The organism is Amycolatopsis sp. WAC 01376, assembly GCF_003947415.1.
Lineage (GTDB): Bacteria > Actinomycetota > Actinomycetes > Mycobacteriales > Pseudonocardiaceae > Amycolatopsis.
In genome coordinates this window covers 378,294-394,724 of sequence record NZ_QHKL01000001.1, presented here as the reverse complement: position 1 = coordinate 394,724, position 16,431 = coordinate 378,294, and the positions used below count along the sequence as shown (strand labels likewise).

19 protein-coding genes and 3 tRNA genes are annotated in these 16,431 nt (G+C 65.8%); 14 read left to right on the top strand and 8 right to left on the bottom strand.

Features of this window, described 5'->3' with window-relative positions:
* Window positions 1-45 precede the first annotated feature (45 nt).
* The 4 genes from DMH03_RS02040 to DMH03_RS02025 all read right to left on the bottom strand — a co-directional run bounded on the left by DMH03_RS02040 (window position 46) and on the right by DMH03_RS02025 (window position 2,955).
* Window positions 46-504: a hypothetical protein gene (locus DMH03_RS02040; protein ID WP_233611230.1), complete on the bottom strand. Its 459-nt coding sequence runs from the start codon at window positions 502-504 to the stop codon at window positions 46-48.
* A 4-nt stretch (window positions 505-508) separates the two neighbouring features.
* On the bottom strand, window positions 509-1,066 hold the full coding sequence (locus DMH03_RS02035) for a SigE family RNA polymerase sigma factor (protein WP_125790302.1): 558 nt from the start codon (window positions 1,064-1,066) through the stop codon (window positions 509-511).
* On the bottom strand, window positions 1,067-1,387 hold the full coding sequence (locus tag DMH03_RS02030) for a hypothetical protein (protein ID WP_370310625.1): 321 nt from the start codon (window positions 1,385-1,387) through the stop codon (window positions 1,067-1,069).
* Between the two features lie 326 nt (window positions 1,388-1,713).
* Window positions 1,714-2,955, bottom strand: a complete 1,242-nt coding sequence (locus DMH03_RS02025) for an Ig-like domain-containing protein (protein WP_125790300.1) — start codon at window positions 2,953-2,955, stop codon at window positions 1,714-1,716.
* 421 nt (window positions 2,956-3,376) lie between these two features.
* Here DMH03_RS02025 and DMH03_RS02020 point away from each other — a divergent pair, with 421 nt between their 5' ends.
* The gene (locus DMH03_RS02020) at window positions 3,377-3,580 is read left to right on the top strand and encodes a cold-shock protein (protein ID WP_003097368.1); all 204 of its coding nucleotides are present in this window, start codon (window positions 3,377-3,379) and stop codon (window positions 3,578-3,580) included.
* A gap of 116 nt (window positions 3,581-3,696) precedes the next feature.
* On the opposite strand, the gene DMH03_RS02015 is transcribed toward DMH03_RS02020, so the two are convergent.
* Complete coding sequence (locus DMH03_RS02015) at window positions 3,697-4,116, bottom strand: hypothetical protein (RefSeq protein WP_125779723.1); 420 nt, start codon at window positions 4,114-4,116, stop codon at window positions 3,697-3,699.
* A gap of 548 nt (window positions 4,117-4,664) precedes the next feature.
* Here DMH03_RS02015 and DMH03_RS02010 point away from each other — a divergent pair.
* The 5 genes from DMH03_RS02010 (at window position 4,665) to DMH03_RS01990 (ending at window position 6,268) form a co-directional block, all read left to right on the top strand.
* A complete protein-coding gene (locus DMH03_RS02010) occupies window positions 4,665-4,922 on the top strand; it encodes a hypothetical protein (RefSeq protein WP_020633070.1) in 258 nt (85 codons plus the stop codon).
* A 126-nt stretch (window positions 4,923-5,048) separates the two neighbouring features.
* Window positions 5,049-5,828, top strand: a complete 780-nt coding sequence (locus DMH03_RS02005; RefSeq protein ID WP_125790299.1) for a hypothetical protein — start codon at window positions 5,049-5,051, stop codon at window positions 5,826-5,828.
* Between the two features lie 145 nt (window positions 5,829-5,973).
* A tRNA-Glu gene (locus DMH03_RS02000) sits at window positions 5,974-6,046 on the top strand.
* A 43-nt stretch (window positions 6,047-6,089) separates the two neighbouring features.
* Window positions 6,090-6,163: transfer RNA gene (locus DMH03_RS01995), tRNA-Asp, on the top strand.
* A 31-nt stretch (window positions 6,164-6,194) separates the two neighbouring features.
* Window positions 6,195-6,268, top strand: a tRNA-Phe gene (locus DMH03_RS01990).
* 560 nt (window positions 6,269-6,828) lie between these two features.
* Here DMH03_RS01990 and DMH03_RS01985 read toward each other — a convergent pair.
* Window positions 6,829-7,590 carry a DUF5677 domain-containing protein gene (locus DMH03_RS01985; RefSeq protein ID WP_233611346.1) on the bottom strand — a complete coding sequence of 254 codons (762 nt, stop codon included), beginning with the start codon at window positions 7,588-7,590 and terminating at the stop codon, window positions 6,829-6,831.
* Window positions 7,591-7,885: 295 nt separating this feature from the next.
* Between DMH03_RS01985 and DMH03_RS01980 the strand changes: the two genes are divergently transcribed.
* Complete coding sequence (locus DMH03_RS01980) at window positions 7,886-8,446, top strand: HD domain-containing protein (RefSeq protein ID WP_125790297.1); 561 nt, start codon at window positions 7,886-7,888, stop codon at window positions 8,444-8,446.
* Here the strand turns inward: DMH03_RS01980 and DMH03_RS01975 are convergent.
* The gene (locus tag DMH03_RS01975) at window positions 8,437-8,907 is read right to left on the bottom strand and encodes an NUDIX hydrolase (RefSeq protein ID WP_125790296.1); all 471 of its coding nucleotides are present in this window, start codon (window positions 8,905-8,907) and stop codon (window positions 8,437-8,439) included. The genes DMH03_RS01980 and DMH03_RS01975 overlap by 10 nt on opposite strands.
* Window positions 8,908-8,917: 10 nt before the next feature.
* Entirely contained in the window at window positions 8,918-9,802 is an 885-nt protein-coding gene (locus tag DMH03_RS01970; protein WP_125790295.1) for an XRE family transcriptional regulator, read from the bottom strand.
* Between the two features lie 161 nt (window positions 9,803-9,963).
* On the opposite strand from DMH03_RS01970, the gene DMH03_RS01965 reads away from it, so the two are divergent.
* From DMH03_RS01965 to DMH03_RS01930, 7 genes are all read left to right on the top strand, one after another.
* Window positions 9,964-10,422 (top strand): hypothetical protein, encoded by a 459-nt coding sequence (locus tag DMH03_RS01965; RefSeq protein WP_125790294.1) that lies wholly within the window; start codon window positions 9,964-9,966, stop codon window positions 10,420-10,422.
* Between the two features lie 542 nt (window positions 10,423-10,964).
* Window positions 10,965-11,219, top strand: a complete 255-nt coding sequence (locus DMH03_RS01955; RefSeq protein ID WP_125790292.1) for an AMED_5909 family protein — start codon at window positions 10,965-10,967, stop codon at window positions 11,217-11,219.
* Entirely contained in the window at window positions 11,209-11,511 is a 303-nt protein-coding gene (locus DMH03_RS01950) for a helix-turn-helix domain-containing protein (RefSeq protein ID WP_199748640.1), read from the top strand. Before DMH03_RS01955 ends, DMH03_RS01950 begins: the two co-directional genes overlap by 11 nt.
* Before the next feature lie 333 nt (window positions 11,512-11,844).
* The gene (locus tag DMH03_RS01945; protein ID WP_125790291.1) at window positions 11,845-13,428 is read left to right on the top strand and encodes an FtsK/SpoIIIE domain-containing protein; all 1,584 of its coding nucleotides are present in this window, start codon (window positions 11,845-11,847) and stop codon (window positions 13,426-13,428) included.
* Window positions 13,425-15,074 carry a replication initiator gene (locus tag DMH03_RS01940; RefSeq protein ID WP_125790290.1) on the top strand — a complete coding sequence of 550 codons (1,650 nt, stop codon included), beginning with the start codon at window positions 13,425-13,427 and terminating at the stop codon, window positions 15,072-15,074. Before DMH03_RS01945 ends, DMH03_RS01940 begins: the two co-directional genes overlap by 4 nt.
* A gap of 11 nt (window positions 15,075-15,085) precedes the next feature.
* The gene (locus tag DMH03_RS01935; protein WP_125790289.1) at window positions 15,086-15,298 is read left to right on the top strand and encodes a helix-turn-helix domain-containing protein; all 213 of its coding nucleotides are present in this window, start codon (window positions 15,086-15,088) and stop codon (window positions 15,296-15,298) included.
* Window positions 15,299-15,591: 293 nt separating this feature from the next.
* A complete protein-coding gene (locus tag DMH03_RS01930) occupies window positions 15,592-16,425 on the top strand; it encodes a site-specific integrase (protein ID WP_199748638.1) in 834 nt (277 codons plus the stop codon).
* The last annotated feature ends 6 nt before the right edge of the window (window positions 16,426-16,431 follow it).

The window sequence follows — 16,431 nt, the reverse complement described above, 5'->3', positions numbered from 1 at the left end:
TTACTTTGGGTCACAACTCGGAAATCGGACGTTCCGGGCAGGAGATCAGTGGGTCGTGACCGCGGTCGGTGGCCCGCTCGGTCCCTGCGTCGGCGTCGGCCCACGAGGAGGGACGGCCGTCGTGCGGCCGGGCTGCGGGGTCTTGGGTGTCGTGCGCGTCTGATCGTGCTTCGGGGGCGTCACCGGAGCGGACGACGGTTCCCCGGGAGCGACCGTCGGCCGAGGAGTCTCTTCGGAAGGCGCCGGTGAGACGGGTGCCGGGGCGATGGTCGACAGGCCGGGGCCCGCGGGCTGGACCGGCGCGGATCCCTCACCGCCGCGGCCACCGACGGCGATCGCGCCGAACACGATCACCGCGACCGTCGCCAGCGAACTGCCCGCCACGGCCAGCCGCTTGCGCCGTCGCCGGATCCGGCCACCCTTCTCGATGATGTCCGCCGCCCGGATACCCAGCGGGGGACCGCTCGACCCGTGCGAAAGCACGCCCTTGATGTCCTCGTCCATCTCCTCACCTCCCATCGTCGTGCGCTCCGCTCAAGGCAAGTTCACTGAAATGCGGCCCGAGCCGCTTGCGCAGAGTCGCCAGACCCCGCGCGCTCTGACTCTTCACGTTCCCGGTGCTGCAGCCCAGCGCCGCGGCCGTCTCTTCGACGCTGAGATCTTCGAAATACCGCAGTACGAGTACGGCCCGCTGCTTCGGGGCGATACCGGACAGGGCATGCCTGACCAGCATCTCCTGCTCCGTGCCGCCCGCTTCACCCGCGACCTCGGGAAGGTCGTCGGTGAGCTTCTCCCGTTTGCGCCAGACCCGCCGATGCTCGGAGAGGAACGTCCGCAGCACGATCTTGCGCGCGTAGCCGTCGAGCGCGTCGTGCCGGGAGAGCCTCGGCCAAGCCAGGTACAGCTTCAGCAGCGCGGCCTGGGTGATGTCCTCGGCCTGGTGCCAGTCCCCGCACAGGAGGTACGCGGTGGCACGCAGGCTGTGCGCGCGCTCGTCGAAGTACCGGGCGAACTCGCCGTCCCACGGCGAGCCCGTCCCGGTCTTCGACGAGCGGCTCAGCGACACCTAGTTACCGGCTCCTTCGGTGACGGCGGGGAGGTTCAGGTCACCGGTCGGTCCGGCGGGAACGGCCTTGGGGACGCGGTGCTCGCCCGGCTTCACGACGCCGGCGCTGGTCTTCGGCGGGGCCGCCTCCGGACGCGCCGGGGCGGTGGTGGCCCGGGTCGGCTCGCCCGGTGCCGCGGTGGGCGCGTTGGTCGGCTGGGGCGCCTGGGTGATCGTCGGCGTCGGGGCGCTCTGATCGGCCGACGCGAGCGACGTGGTCGCGAAGGCGGCGCCCTCGGCGGGCAGCAGCGCGCCGAGGGAAAGAGCGATACGAGTACGCAAGAGAGTCTCCTCGATCCGGGCGCCGCTCATTGGCCGCGGCGCCTTACGTCGTTAGACATGCGTCCCGCCCACCATTCGGTTGCAGTGACTTTTCGAGAGTCTCCCGAGACGTCTCCCCAAGGGCGCCCCGCGCCCGACGGAGACTTCACCCGTGCGCCTCTCTTGGGCCGGAGGCCCACTGGAACCTTTTGCGGGGCGCCTTTCGTGGAGACGGGAGCCTGATCGCGGTGTCGCGCCCCTCGAAAGGTTCCAGTCAGCGCACGGCAACAAACACGAACGGCCGGAGACCGTGGAGGTCTCCGGCCGCCCGGATTCGCGGAAGTACTTCAGCTCGCGAGAGCGGACAGCTTCGTCCACTCGGCCCAGTCGTAGGTCCAGTCGCTGTAGTCGCGCGCCCGGTTGATCTTCACCGTGCTGCCCTCGATCTCGACGGGGTCCCCGACCAGTGCGCCGTCCATGTACGCCTTGGCGTTCGCCGGCGCCAGGTTCACGCAGCCGTGCGAGATGTTCTTCTTGCCCTGCGCCCAGATCGACGGCGCGTAGCCGTGGATGAATTCGCCGTTGGTCGAGAAGCGCACCGCGGACGGCACGACGATGTTCTCGTAGTTGTAGCGCTCGTTCGTCATCGAGTACGTGTCGTGCTTGGACATCACCACGTGCGTGCCGCTCGGCGTGACACGGCCCGGGTCGGCGTCGAGGCCGTAGCTGGCCGCGTAGTCCGCGATCTGCTGGCCGTCACGGATCACCACGAGCCGGTGGGTCTGGGTGTTGCCCTTGACGATCTGCGAGCGGCCGATCGTGAAGCTCGCCGAGCGGTCTTCCTTGCCGTACACGCCTTCGCCGATTTTGACGCCGTAGATCTTGGCGTTGAACTTCACCGTGGTGCCGGGCTGCCAGTAGGCCTTCGGCCGCCAGTGCACCGAGGTGTCGTCGTGGACCCACGCCCAGGACCCCTCGGTCTTCGGCGTGGTCTCGACCGAGAGCGCCTTCTCGACCGAGGCCTTGTCGGTGACCTTGCTCGGGAACGTCAGCGTGATCGGCATGGCGACGCCGTAGGTCTGCCCGTCGAAGACGTTGATGTTCGCGCCCACCTGCTTGCGCGGTTTGACCGTGGTGAACGCCCCGCCGATCTCGACGGGCTTGCCGTCGGTGCCGGTGGCCTTGCCGGACCACGTGTACGCCTTGCCGTAGCCGAGCTGTTCGGTGGTGGACCAGCTCTTCTTGTCCTCGGACGGCTGGCCCGCGACCTGCTTGCCCTCGGGGTTGGTCAGGACGACCTGGTCGAGGGTGCCGTCGGCGACGCTGACCTTGATGGGCTGACCCGGCGCGACGTCCTGCGCGCCGGCGGCGGGTTCGTACGTGAGTTTGGCGGGCGCGGGCGCCTTCCCGCCGGTGTCGCTGCTGACCGGCCCGCCGCCGTCCGGCCCGCTGGCCGAGACGGTCGGCTCGCTGCTGCACGCCCCCAGCGTCAGAACGGCCACCAACCCCAGTGCCGCGAACGCCGCTGGGCGGCGCGCGGTTTTCGTGAACCTCAAAGCTTCCCCTTTGCTCCCCTGTACACCGACCATGACGTCCGGACCGCCCGTTAAGTTGATCCGATCGAGAGTGATGCGAGTCACAATCGGGTGGATCGTCGTTCACGATCGGGGCATGACCGACTTCGGTCCGTATCCGGCGAAGACCGGAGGTCGGCGTGCGGCGACAGGGTAGCGAGGGGGTCCGACAGAAGACGGATCCGTATACGACGTTCCGGTGACCTTGGTACTCGGGGGTGCCCAGAGTCCGATCACGGGCTTCAAATATGGCCAGATCCCGGTACTCTTCCCTCAGGCCGTCGTTTTGCGTGTTCGTGGCTTCACACTCGCGGAACTTCTGACGCGAGCCATGAGCCGGTGACGCGCTTATCGCTCGACTCGTTGGAACCGCCCGGGACGGTCTGGGTGTCGCTTCGGAGGCACTCGAAGCGGATGTGCAACGAGGAGTAAAGCGGTGGCGCAAGGCACTGTGAAGTGGTTCAACGCGGAGAAGGGCTTCGGCTTCATCGCGCAGGATGGCGGCGAGGGCGACGTCTTCGTTCACTACTCGGAGATCGAGGGTCGCGGTTTCCGCACGCTCGAGGAGAATCAGCGAGTGGAGTTCGAGGTCGGTCAGGGCCAGAAGGGCCCGCAGGCCCAGAAGGTCCGCGCGATCTGAGTCCGCCCTTCAGGCGTTGCTCAGACTGATCAAAAAGCCCCCGGCGATCTCGCCGGGGGCTTTTTCTTGCCTTGAAGGCTACTTCCGGTGTGCTGTTCCGTTCCGGGGCGGCGGGATCAGCGGGGGACCGGCTGTTCCCAAGCGTTGGCGTCGAAGCGGAATTCGTCGGTGTGGGCTTCCTCGTGGCGGCGCTGCTGGGCCGAGTTGGCCTGCGACTCCCACGAGAGGCGCTCGAGGATCCATTCCTGCGCCAGCGCCTGCGGCGACAGGTTGCGCTCGGCGGCGGCGTCCTTGAGCTGTTCGCAGGCGATGAGGTTCATCCGAAGCTGGAACACCTGCGCTTCGCCGAAGCGCTTGCCGGTGCCGGTGCTCTCCGGGTCGTTCTCTGGCGCGAGGGCACGAAGGTAGCTGGTCAGCTCCGTGTCTTCGACGACCGCGTCTGCCTCCTTGGTGGCGGAGTTGCGGTGACGACCCGGGTTGACCGGCTTCAAGTTCGTACGGCTGCCGCTACGACGGCTCAGGGAAGGAAGGGGCACCGGGCCACGATAACGGTTCGGTCTCGGCAAACCAACCACAGTGAGCCACGACACACCCAAATCTTTTCCCCGAACGGCCCAACACCCACAAAACAACCGGGGCCAATGATCACCAACAGCGATCAAGAAGAGAACGAAAACCCTCCACGCCACCTGAGATGAGGCACTCAACCGTCACCGGTGCGGGGCAACCAACCGCCACCGAACGGACCCTGGGGGTCTGGGGGGTGGCCCCCCAGAACACGGAGCGACCCCCGCGCCAGGGGGAGGAACGCGGGGGTCGGAGGGGATCTCCACAGGCGCTGACCGGGGGTGTGTCAGCAAATCGATTGTTGCACGGTTTGCTGAGAAGGGCGAGTGGGCGCGGGCAGAATTCCGGTCGGCGCGCCACCTGTGGTTCGGCTGTGGTTCATGTGGCGCGGGTGTGCGCGTGATCGCTCTGCGTTGTGCGGAGCGTGGCGACAGGTTCACTCTCCGGGGGGCTGTGTGTCGCGGCCGGCTCTGGCTAGCCTCGCGGCCAAGCTGTTCGTTGGCCGTCTGGAGGAACCATGGGTGGGTCTGTGGAAGTTCGACAGTTCCTCCTTCGGTACGAAGGTGCCGATGGGGGAAGCTCTACGACGTTGGCCGGTGGTCTGCCGGCGCAGCGCACGGGTCAGGGGGATGCCCAGCGGGTGTCCGATGATCAGGTGCGGCGTGCCCGGTTGGCGGTGGCCAATGGCGCGCTGGGTGTCGATGACTGTGTCCAGTTGCTGGACATGCTGGGGTTGACGCTGGATGAGGACGGGCAGGCGCCCGTTCAGCGCTGAAGTCGTTTCGTGAGGGCCCGGTCGTGTGGTGTGTGTGCCACGCGGCCGGGCTTTCGTTCGTCTTGGCGAGCCGCTCGCTAGTTGTGTAACACTGTTACCAATCAACTGGCGGGAAGGTGTGGCGACATGGCCGACGAAGCGGCGATCGCGGTGGCCCGGGAGGTCCGGAGCGCGGTGCAGGTACTTGGCGGGAAATTCATGACCTCTCCGGAGCTCGCCGAGGTCGAGGCCGAAGTGGGTTTGTCGCCGCGGACGCTGTACCTGCGAGGGCGTTCGGCGGTGCTGGGCGACCCGCCGCCGAAGGTGGTCGCGGAGCTGTTCGGCATCTTCCCGTCTTGGCTCTTCGAGCTCGCCCTGCCGCCCGCGATGGCGGCCCTCGACGCGGCCTCCGCGGTCCGTGCCTACTCGCGGTCATCGGCGAACTGGGCGCGTGTCCACCTTTCGGGTGCCGACGATCCCGGCCGCCCGGCCGATCTGCTGTTCCGGCTCGTGGACGCCGCGGACGCGAGTGGTCTCGCGTTGTTCGCCGGCTGGCAACTCGCCGGACGTCCCGAAGATGATGTCGAGCGCCTGGCGTTCGCGCTCATGGTGTTCCGCGAGTTCCGCGGCGGTGTCCACTTCGCGGCCCTTCGTGCCGTGGGCCTGACGGTGCCCGAGGCCGTCGTCGCGGATCCGGAAGGCGGACGTGGCCGTCTCCTGCGCACCGCGTGGTCCGAGGAGGCCGCGGACGCGCTGATCGCCACGGCGGAGGCCAAGGGCGATCTGCGGCAGCGGTGGCGGCACGCCGAGCAGCTGACCGACGAGCGCGTGGCCGAACTCCTCGCCGTCACTCTCACGGACGACGAGCGAGACGAGCTTCGAGGGCGTCTCGGCGCCCTGCGGGACGCTTCGGCCCTGATATCCTGAACTCGCCGCGTTCTCGCAGGTCCCAGCCCTGTGAACAACTAAGGGACCCCCTGTGCGGAAGCGGAAACGGGGGTGTCCTATAGTTATGTTCGCTCCCGGGGACACCGGAGAGCGCGGGTCGGTCGGTTCGCCGAAACCGAACCGGGCTCCCATCGTCCAGCGGCCTAGGACTCCGCCCTTTCAAGGCGGCAACGCGGGTTCGAATCCCGTTGGGAGTACGCAGTACAGTTTCAAAGAGGACAGTTTCAAAGCAGTACGCAAGGCCCTGTGGCGCAGTTGGTTAGCGCGTCGCCCTGTCACGGCGAAGGTCGCGGGTTCGAGTCCCGTCAGGGTCGCAAGATCGTTCGGCTCCTTGCCGGCGTTCCCGGCCAGGTAGCTCAGTTGGTACGAGCGTCCGCCTGAAAAGCGGAAGGTCGCCGGTTCGACCCCGGCCCTGGCCACCGCTCGCAGAACCGCCTTGATCCAGGTCAAGGCGGTTTTTTCATGTCCAGGGTCGACCTTGAGTCTGTCCACTGTTGACCGTGGTTGACCCGCTTTGGCCGCCGCTTATTGCACGTATGTTGCACGCCTCCGGGCTGTCGCTTGCTGAGGGCTTCGCGTGCCTGTTCGCCCCGTTTCCCTCGCCCCTGCCATCTCTAGCGCCGGTTCGGTCGCGTCAAGGCACGCTTTCCCGCCTTGATGCGGGCGGGCCGGTGTTAGACGCTGAGAAGCGAGGGACCACCTGGTGACCACTGCGCGTCGGCTGGGTGGGTCGGGTGATCTCGCCGTGTGGCTCCTGGATCTCCGTCGTCGTTGGCGGCGCGCTGCGGGTGCTGCCCTGCGGCGGGCTCGCCCGGCGGCGCCTGCCGGAGCGGAGCGGGAGGCCGGCGTCGCCTCCTGGGCGTAGCCCGCCGGACGGGTGGTGACCCGCGCGCCGCCAACGGCGGCGCCTTGATCCCATAGAGCCAAGTTCGGCAGTGATCTCGCTTGCACGACCTAAATAGGGCCGAGATAGGACGCGCTAGCCGTCTAACTTGGCATCGACGCTCCCGGTTGGCCACCGTAGCTCATGCGGATGTAGCAGGACTGGCAGGCTGCCGTTTAGTGCTGGACCAGCGCATGCAACGGCCAGCCAAACCGAAAACTCGTCGTCGTCAATCATCGACGCTTGACTGGTATAGCGATCTCTGGCGTGGTCTATAAGGCTTGCATAGATCCACGTTCCATAAACTAACGCCAGAGCCCTGTTTAGTGGCTCAAGCTGTGTCGACGAGATGGTGGTTGTCTTCGACGCAAAGTCGTGCCACATCATTCTGCCCATTTCGTGCAGACTTGAGTGTACTGATCGAGAACTGGCGAAGTAGAAGAACCCGTATTCGTCTAGCAAGTCTGCCTCTGTAGCCATCTTCTTGACAGACGGTCCCCATGGTCCATGGCCCTGAGCCTTGCAGAAGGCCCGAAACGCGGCCCTTGGTGCTTCCAGGTCGCCAGTGGTCCTGCCTGAGTGTGCGCCCCTCTTCTCGTCGGCGTCGAAGAGCTTGTAGAACTGCGGGAGAAAGTTCTCCTGAGCTTCTATTGTTTCCGATATCTCTGATGCGATCCTAAGAAGCAGGTATTTGTCGGCGATCTTTTCGTCTAGCTTGGTCAGCCATTTGGCAAAGATTAAATCCTCCATCATGCTACGCAAGAAGACTCTTGAATTTGCCGGATGAGGTGACTGTGCGACGGCAACTAGAGTTTGAATTGACTCAAATGAGCGTCTGATGATTGATCGCTCCACCATGTCTCTGTCGAATCCAGGCTCTCGATCGAAGTTAGTGCAAACGGAATCGACAAAAGGTGTTGTCGTAGAAATGAGGCGCTGGAGGGCTTCAAGTATGCTGTCTTTCGCCTGAAGTACTGCCTGCATCTTGTGTTCTAGATCGGCGCTTCGCTGAGAGTCTTCCACTATGCTCCCCAGGCCCGTTCGGTATAGGTTGGTTTACATAGGTCGTGAACGGCTTGCGTTTGTTACGGGGACCTACTCGCTTGGGGAACGGCCGACGATGCCTCTGCCTCCGGCGGGATACTGTCACCGGGTGGATGTGACGGCATGGGCCAGTGAGCTAGGAGCCACGTTGCTTGCTGGCCGATTGTCTCGTCGGTGGAATCATGTGCAGGGGGTCGGCGGGCGGCTGCGGGCAGTGGAGCGCCTGTTCTCGACCGGCGACGCGGACTTGCTCGTGGCAACTGGTCTCGTTCACGACATTGGTTACGCGCCGGGCTTGGCCGACACCGGGCTACATGCGTTGGATGGTGCGCGCTATCTCCGGAAGGTCGAGGCCCCAGAGCGGATGTGCGCGCTGGTGGCGCACCATTCGGCGGCGCACGTAGAGGCAGAGCTGCGGGGCTTGACCGATGCTCTCGGGGACTGGGCCGACGAGCGGACGCCGCTGCGGGACGCTCTGTGGTGGGCCGACATGACCACCTCACCGGACGGCGAAGTCGTGACCTTCGAGGAGCGCGCGAAGGAGATTCAGCAGCGGTACGGGCCGGATGATGTCGTGTCTACCTTCATCCAGATGGCGCGGCCGGAGCTGGCGGGTGCTGTCGAACGGACGGAAGCTCGGTTGCGGGCGGCTGGCATCAACTACGTGTAGAACGGCTGGTCAGAACCTTCGAAGCCGCGGACGATCCTGAGCCGGATGGCGGGGTGGATGTTGAGGTCGTCCAGCTTGGCTGGTTCGACCCACAGAACCTCTTTGCTCTCGCTGCTCGTGCGCAGTTCACCGGACAGAGGGCGGGCGCGGAAGCAGAGCGAGAACTCCTGGCGGACCTCGCCGTCGTCGTACTCGATGACGTAATCGGGGTCGGAGAAGATCCCGATGAAGCCGGTGACCTCGACGGTCAGACCTGTCTCTTCCTCGACCTCGCGGACCACGGCCTGTGCCACCGACTCGCCGAACTCCTGGCCGCCGCCGGGGATGGCGTACCGGTCGTTGTCGGTGCGCCGGATCATCAGCAGCCGGCCAGCCTCGTCCAGGATGAACGCGCTGACGGCGACCCGCAGTGAGTTCGCCTCCGGCGCGTTCGGTTCGTGGTAGTGGTCTCGGCGTGCCATAGCTCCTTGCCTACCAGGTCAGCGGCTTGGCGGCAGCCCAGACGGTCTCGAAGCTCTCCATGTACGTCTCGAACATGTCGCCCTTCGGCGTCTGCCGGAGGTGCAGGGCGGGGGCATGTGCTCCTGGAAGGCCGTACACGTGGGTGTTGATGACCATCTCGTCGTCGAACCGGAACACCGAGTTGTACAGCGTCGTGGTGTGCAGCCGCACCTCTACGCCGGGTACGCCATCAAGCGGGCGTAGGAACGCTAGTGCGTTGCGGATGCGAGCGGAAACAGTGCGTGCGTCGAGCCGTTCTTCTTCGCTGCGCTTGGTGGCCTCGTCCGCGTCGGGATCGCCGAAGAGAAGCCGAATTTTGGCCCCATCACTGGCTTTCTGCTTGATCTGCTTTGCAAACGTAGGTCGTTCAACGAGGAACAGCGCGGCCAGGCAAAGAATATCGATGCGTTCCTCGCTGTCGTCCATCAGCCGAGTCCACAGGTCGGCAGGGATCGCGCTCCGGTGCGAGAAGACTTCAACGACTTCCGGGTTGCTGCGCGGTTCCATCGCGGAGCTTGGCGGATTAACGGCTTGGCTCGTCGGCGACGCAGTTGGTTCGGGGACGAACTCGATTCCACCGTCGTGAAACTCGAAGAGTTGTTCGGCTTGCCAGCCGGGCAGCATTGCTTCAAGGATTCGGCAGTGGTCGGCGTAGGGCAGGCCGACGAGTTCGCCGGATAGCCATCGGTAGAACTGGGCTTTGCTGGGAAAGCTGCCCCTCAGGCTCTTGTCGACCTTCTCGGCCACCTTGTCGTACTCGCGGCAGAACGCCCGGTAGCTCTGCAAATGTCGTCCTCTGAGTAGGACTTTGAGGACGATCGGCCGGGCTTCCTGAGCTGCGGTGTAGGGGCTCATGAGACCAAGCTAGCACGAGAGACGAGACAAGACGAGACAAGGTGAGTACGAGACGCTGTGAGGCGAGACCGAGACGGTGTCGTGACGGGACACTCATTTGGCCGATTGTTGTAGGTACGCCGGTAAAGGCGTATCCGACAAGCGGGAAGGTTCACCACGACATGGCGATCGAAAAGGGCATCCGATTCAGCGTTGACCACGATGACGCATTTCCGCAGGGTCTTGTGATGGTGGGCGAAGTGTCGCCGGACAACGAATACCAGTCGCGTGAGGAGAGGGCACAGGGGCGGCCGACGAGGCAGCGGGTGGACGAGGTGACCGGGAAGCGGCAGTGGAAGTTCATGGCGACCGACCCTGGTGAGACGAAGGCAAAGCGGGCTTCGTTCGAGATCACGCTGCTGGCCGATGTTCAGCCGGTGCCGACGACGGCTGAGGTGATGCCGGGAATGCGCCCGGTGGAGCTGGACGGGCTGACCGCAGAGCCCAAGGTGGCCGGGCAAGGTGAGTACAAGTACTTGTCCTACGTGTTCCGCGCTACCGGATTCAAGGCGGCGGGAAGTGGCGCGGGCGGAAAGGCTTCCCGGTCGACGGCGGGTGAGTCCTCGGCCAAGGCCGCGTGACGGCACTGACTTCTAGAGGGAAGTGGTGTCGTGACGTCGAAAAAGCAGGTGTCCGCGTGGGAGTCGGCGTATCGCGTTTATCGGGACGCGGCGGACGTGGATGCACGGTCGCGGGGCGCGAATCCGGATGTTGCGCGAGAGATGGCGGCGGCGTCGCGGTTGGTTGCTCAAGCATGGCGAGCGCTGGGCAGTGATCCCGACCTGCCGTGGTGGGTGGTCGCCGCCGTGGGGTCCGCCGCGCAAGCCTTCGAGGACCAGGCACGGCAGTGGGAACGCAAGGCAGGAGGTGACGAGTATGCGGGAGGGGTTCGCCCCAACGTGGGTGATCAGCCCGTGGGACGAGGTGACGGTGGAGGAAACTGGTTCGGGTCCGGGGTCGCCCCCGGCGCTGGTGCTGTCGGGCACAGCGGGATCGCTGACGATCCGTCCTCCCGAACATCGGGGCGACTGGCTGAGCCGGGCCGTCTTCCTTCGCCGACTCCGCGATTGCGCGGACGAACTGGCGGCACTGCTCGAAAGCCGCGCACGGACCGGGGCTTGTGATGACGACTCCGGGCAGGAATGAGCCGCAAACACTCAAGGATGCGCACGACGTCGCGGCATCGACTCGTCCGCTGCCAGGGGCAAGCCTGTCGACGTGGCTGAAATGGCGGCAGGCCAACGCCAAAATGTATCGCGCGGTGTCCGATGTGGACCGCTTTCATCACCACGAGATCCGGTACTGGGTCGCGCACGAGGACGGCAAGGCGGAAGAACTGGCCGCGAGGATTCAGGCGGAGAAATCGGATGCCAAGTAGAAGCACGCAGGAATGGGGAGGCAACGGCGATGGCTCGATGCTGGACGGCAAGACGGCGGCGCAATGGTTGCGGCGGGCACGTCGGTTTCGGCGGCTGACCCAAGCTCAACTGGCCGCGCGATCCGGCATCAGCCCTCGGCACCTCGGCCAACTGGAGCGGGGCGAACGGTCGTTGACCACGGTGACTACAGCGGTCCGCCTGGCGGATGGCCTGGAGATCACACGGGAGCACGTGTGGTTGGTCGCGCTTCGCGAGTTCGAACGTAAGGAGCGTGCGCGGTCACAGGACTGACCCGATAGGCAAGAACTGAATATCGAAATTTCGCACGTGGGGACGTGTGGCATACAAACACGTCTCCACGTGGCTAAAAGTGTCCCTTAAAACGCAGAACCGGCCCTTGGCTACCAACCTGTTCCGGTTCTGCGCCTGTCCACTGGAGCAGTGAACAATGACGAAGATAAATGACGGCACACAGTGCGAGTCAACGGGGGTCACCCGAACGCGCTGTCCGGAATGCAAGCGGTTTGCTCGGCTGCTGCCGGGTGAGGAGAAGTGCTCCCCGTGTCTGGGGATGTTGCCGCTGCCGATCGTGGTTTCCGCTGCTGGTCTGCGGGGTGGTCTGCGATGAACACGCAGGAGATCATGGCCACCCTTGCGGTCGGTGGCGGCCTGGCGGTGGTGTTGTGGGTGCTGGCGAAGGTCGGCCGTGTGCTGGCCAGTGTGTTCGAGGCGTTGGCCGCGTTGGCGGTGCTCGGTGTGGCGCTGTGGGGCCTGCTGCGGGCGGTCGGCTGGGTTGTTCGGCAACTCGTCGGGCACTGGCGTACCTGCCTGGCGCTGCTGGCGTTGTGGGCCTGGTGCACGGTGTTGGGCTGGGTGTCCCTTGTTGTCACGGTCGGCGTGCTGGCGGCGGTGCTGCTGGTGTGGTGGCGCTGGGACGCTGTCGGCTATGACCTGTGGTGCGGGCGGTGGCTGCGGGCGTGGTGGCTGCGCTGGGCGCTCTACGGGCGGAAGCTGGCCGGTTGGCTGCACGCCTGCGGGCTGACTGTCCGGGATGACGTGATTCCCGTTGATGTGACAGTGAATCTGGTTTCTCGGCGTCGTCGGCGTGAGGCGGTCGCGAAGGCGCGTCAGGCGCCCGGTGTGGCGGTGCCGAAACTGCTGTCGGTCCGCTCCGGCCCGTCGTGGGATGAGGTCCGGGTCCGGCTGGTTCCTGGGCAGAAGCCGGAAGACTTCGATGAGGTCGCGCGGGAGCTGGCGGTGGCGCGCAAGGTAGCGCGGTGTCAGGTGCGGGAGCTTGAGCCGGATGTGGTGTCCATCGACTTCATGCGGCGGGATCTGCTCGACGCGGCGGTGACGTGCCTGCCGGTTCCGGAGATGGTGTCCGTGGACGGCTCGGGGGTGGATCTGCGAGCCGTCTATGCGGGGTCGACGGAGTACGGCACGCCGTGGACACTGCCTCTGGTCGGTGGTGGCGCGCACACGCTCGTAGCTGGTGCGTCGGGGTCGGGGAAGGGCTCGGTCCTGTGGGCTCCGCTGGTGTCGGCTGCGGCACCGATTCGCGCCGGTCTCGTCCGTGTGTCCGGGATCGACCCGAAGGCGGTCGAACTCGCTTACGGTCGCGGGATCTTCGCCCGCTACGGCGTGTCCGGCAAGGAAGCCCTGGAAGTCCTCGACGCGCTGATCGAGGAGTTGGAGAACCGTAAGCGCGTCTTCGCCGGACACACCCGTCAGGTCCCGGTCTCGGCCGAGTATCCGGTGGAGCTGCTGGAGTTCGACGAGATCGGCGCTCTGACGCGCTACACCGACCGCAAGACCCGTGACGCGATCGTGGAACGGGTCGCGATCCTGACCACCCAGGGGCGGGCGCTCGGGTTCGCGGTCCGGGGCTATGTCCAGGAGCCGACCAAGGAAACCGTCCCGGTACGGGAGCTGTTCACCCGCCGTATCTGCCTGCGGGTGACCGCGAAGAGTCAGGTTCCGATGGTCCTCGGGGACGGTGCCTACGAGCGTGGGGCCTGGGCGAACCGGATCCCGGAGTCGGCGGCCGGTGTCGGCTACGTCTGGGGCGAAGGCATCCGCGAACCCCTGCGCGTCCGGGCCGGTTGGGTCCCCGACCAGACGATCAAGCACCTGGAGCACTACGTCACCAACGGCGGTGCCTCGGTCATCCACCTGTCAGACCGGCGCGGCGAGAGGGGGACGGCATGACCACGACAGATTCGCAGGTCGGAGCAGGCCCGGCCTCCCCGCCGGCCACGAATGGACGAATCCGCGGGGCGCTCTCTGCGGAGGTCGTGAAGGCCACCGCGGAAAAGCACGGCGTGTGTGTCCGGCCGTTCACGATGGAGGTCGGAGACACCGAAACCGGAGAGATCCGCTACGTGCCCGTGCCGTGCGGGTCGACGGTCGAATCGGTGTGCCTTCCTTGTGCTCGCAAGGCAAAGGCGCTTCGTCAGGCGCAGTGCCGCGAGGGCTGGCACATGACCGAGGAGCCAGTCATCGCCCGTGAGAAGCCTTCGGAGACACAAACGGAGCTGCTGACGTTCCGGGCTGACTTGGCGGCGCACTACCGGGACGCACTGGCGATCGGTGATGAGGTCGAGATGGAGGAGCTGCGGGCAGAGGTCGCCTCGGTGGACGAGGAGCTGCGGGCGTCCGGGATGACAGGTCGCCTGCCCGGCCTCGACGTCCCGGAGAAGCGTCCGGTGAAGCGGTCGACCAAGCGGCGACAGGACGCGCCGAACTTGCCACGCCGCAAGGTCAGCAAGACCACCGTGGGCCGTGAGTTCGCGGGGAAGTTCCGGCCGTCGATGTTCGTCACGCTCACCTGCGACACCTACGGCCCGGTCCGGTCGGACGGTTCGCCGGTGAACCCGTCGACGTACGACTACCGGCGGGCTGCTCGGGATGCGGTGCACTTCTCGGCGCTGGTGGACAGGTGGTGGCAGAACCTGCGGCGCGTGGTCGGCTGGGATGTGCAGTACTTCGCCACCGTGGAACCCCAACGGCGGGCGGCTCCGCACCTGCACACCGCCCTACGGGGCTCCATCTCTCATGAGGTCATCCGGATGGTCACAGAGGCTACCTATCACCAGGTGTGGTGGCCCAACCATGACGAGATCGTCTACGCGGACCGGGAACCGTTGTGGGACATGCATTCCCGGACGTTCGTGGACCCGGACACCCGCGCGCCGCTGCCGGGCTTCGATGAGGCAAAAGAGGCGGTGGAGGAACCGGCGCATGTGGTCACGTTCGGCCGTCAGGTGCACTCCAAGGGGATCTTGGGCGGCACGGAGGAATCGGGGCGTCACATCGGCTACCTGACCAAGTACCTGACCAAGTCCACCGGCGAGGTGGTCGACGCGGACACTGCCGCGCAGCGTGATCACCACGACCGTCTTCACGCGGAACTGTCGGTGACTCCGTGCTCGCCTCGGTGCGCGGTGTGGCTGCTGTACGGCATCAACCCCAAGGGAGCCAACGGAAAGACCGTCCCAGGCCACTGCAAGGGACGTGCCCACCGTCGAACGACACTCGGGCTTCCAGGGCGGCGGGTGCTGGTGTCCCGCAAGTGGTCCGGCAAGACCGTCGCCGATCACAAGGCAGACCGGAAGGGCTTCGTCCTGGACGCACTGGCCGCTGTCGGGATCACCAAGGAACAACCGGCGGCAGATCGGTTCGTGTGGCGCAAGGTCGAACCTGGAGACACCCACTGTCCGCCACGTGACCACCTGGTGATGCGCGCCATCTCCGAACGGATCACCTGGCGGGCCGAGTACGACCGGGCGCTACTGGCTGCACAGGGGCCGCCCGGTGACGGTCCAGAAACTTCGGCAACTCGGCAAGCGGCCTAGGAGGGGGAGACGTGGAGAAGAACTATCTGACGGTGGACGAAGCGGCCGAGTACCTGAATACGGGTGTCCGGTTTGTGCGGCGGCTGATCGCGGAACGACGCATCGCCTTCCACAAGGTCGGTACGCACGTTCGGCTGGCGGTTGCGGATCTGGACGCGTTTGTGATGGCAGGACGCGTCGAGCCGGTCCAGGTGAACTGGTCCGCTGGCCGGGCGGTGGCCTGATGGCGAAGAAGCGGAGGCGGTTCGGGTCGGTTCGGAAGCTGCCTTCCGGCCGGTTTCAGGCGTCGTTCCTCGGGCCGAACGGAGTGCGTCAGTACGCGCCGGACACGTTCCGGACCAGGACCGACGCTGATCGATGGCTGGTCGGCGTAGAGGCGGATATCAATAAGGGTGCCTGGCTGGACGACAAGCTAGGACGAGAAACGTTCGGCAACTACGCGGGTGCCTACCTGCGCGACAGTCCGAACATCGGGGACAGGTGGGAGGAGACGTGTCGGCGGAACATGCGCCTTCACATGACTGAACTGCTGGACCTCCCGCTGATCGCGATCACCCCGCCGGTAGTGCGGAGCTGGTACGCGAAGGCCCTGCTCGGAGAGGGCGGGAAGACGTCGATCGGGCAGTCGTACCGCTTCCTCCGTGCCGTGATGAACTCGGCCAAGAGGGACGGGGCGATCATGATCAACCCGTGCCAGATCCCCGGCGCGGGCACCGACAAGGCGAAGGAACGGGGCATCGCCACCCCTGGGCAGATCGTTGACCTTGTCGAGTCGATCACTCCTCGCTACCGGGCGGCCGTGCTGCTGGCGGCCTGGTGCGGCCTTCGTCGCGGTGAGGTCTGCGGCTTGCGGACGGCTGACGTCGACCTGGTGGACGGCGTCGTGTGGGTCCGGAAGAACCGGGTTGAGCTTCTGGAGAGTCCGAAGAAGTACGACAAGGACCCCAAGACGGACGCGGGGCGTCGGCCGGTGTCGGTCCCTCCGCATGTCATGCCGTACTTGCGGGACCACATGAAGGAGTGGGCGGGGCGTGATCGGTTCTTCGTCGGCAAGGACGGGCAGCCGATGAGGGGGAACGCGGTCTATCAGGCGTTCGTCCGGGCGCGGGTGAAGGTCGGGGTCGACGTGAGCTATCACGACCTGCGGCACACGGGCCAGACGCTCGCGGCGAGTGCGGGCGCGACGCTGGCTGACCTCAAGAAGCGGCTCGGGCACGCTTCGGCGGCTGCGTCGCTCCGGTATCTCCACGCGGTTGAAGGGCGGGACAAGGAGGTAGCCGACCAATTGAGCAAGCTCGCCGCCCACGGGAACGCTGCCAAGCTGCCCAAGACCATCATCGTGAAGCACTGAGGGCAA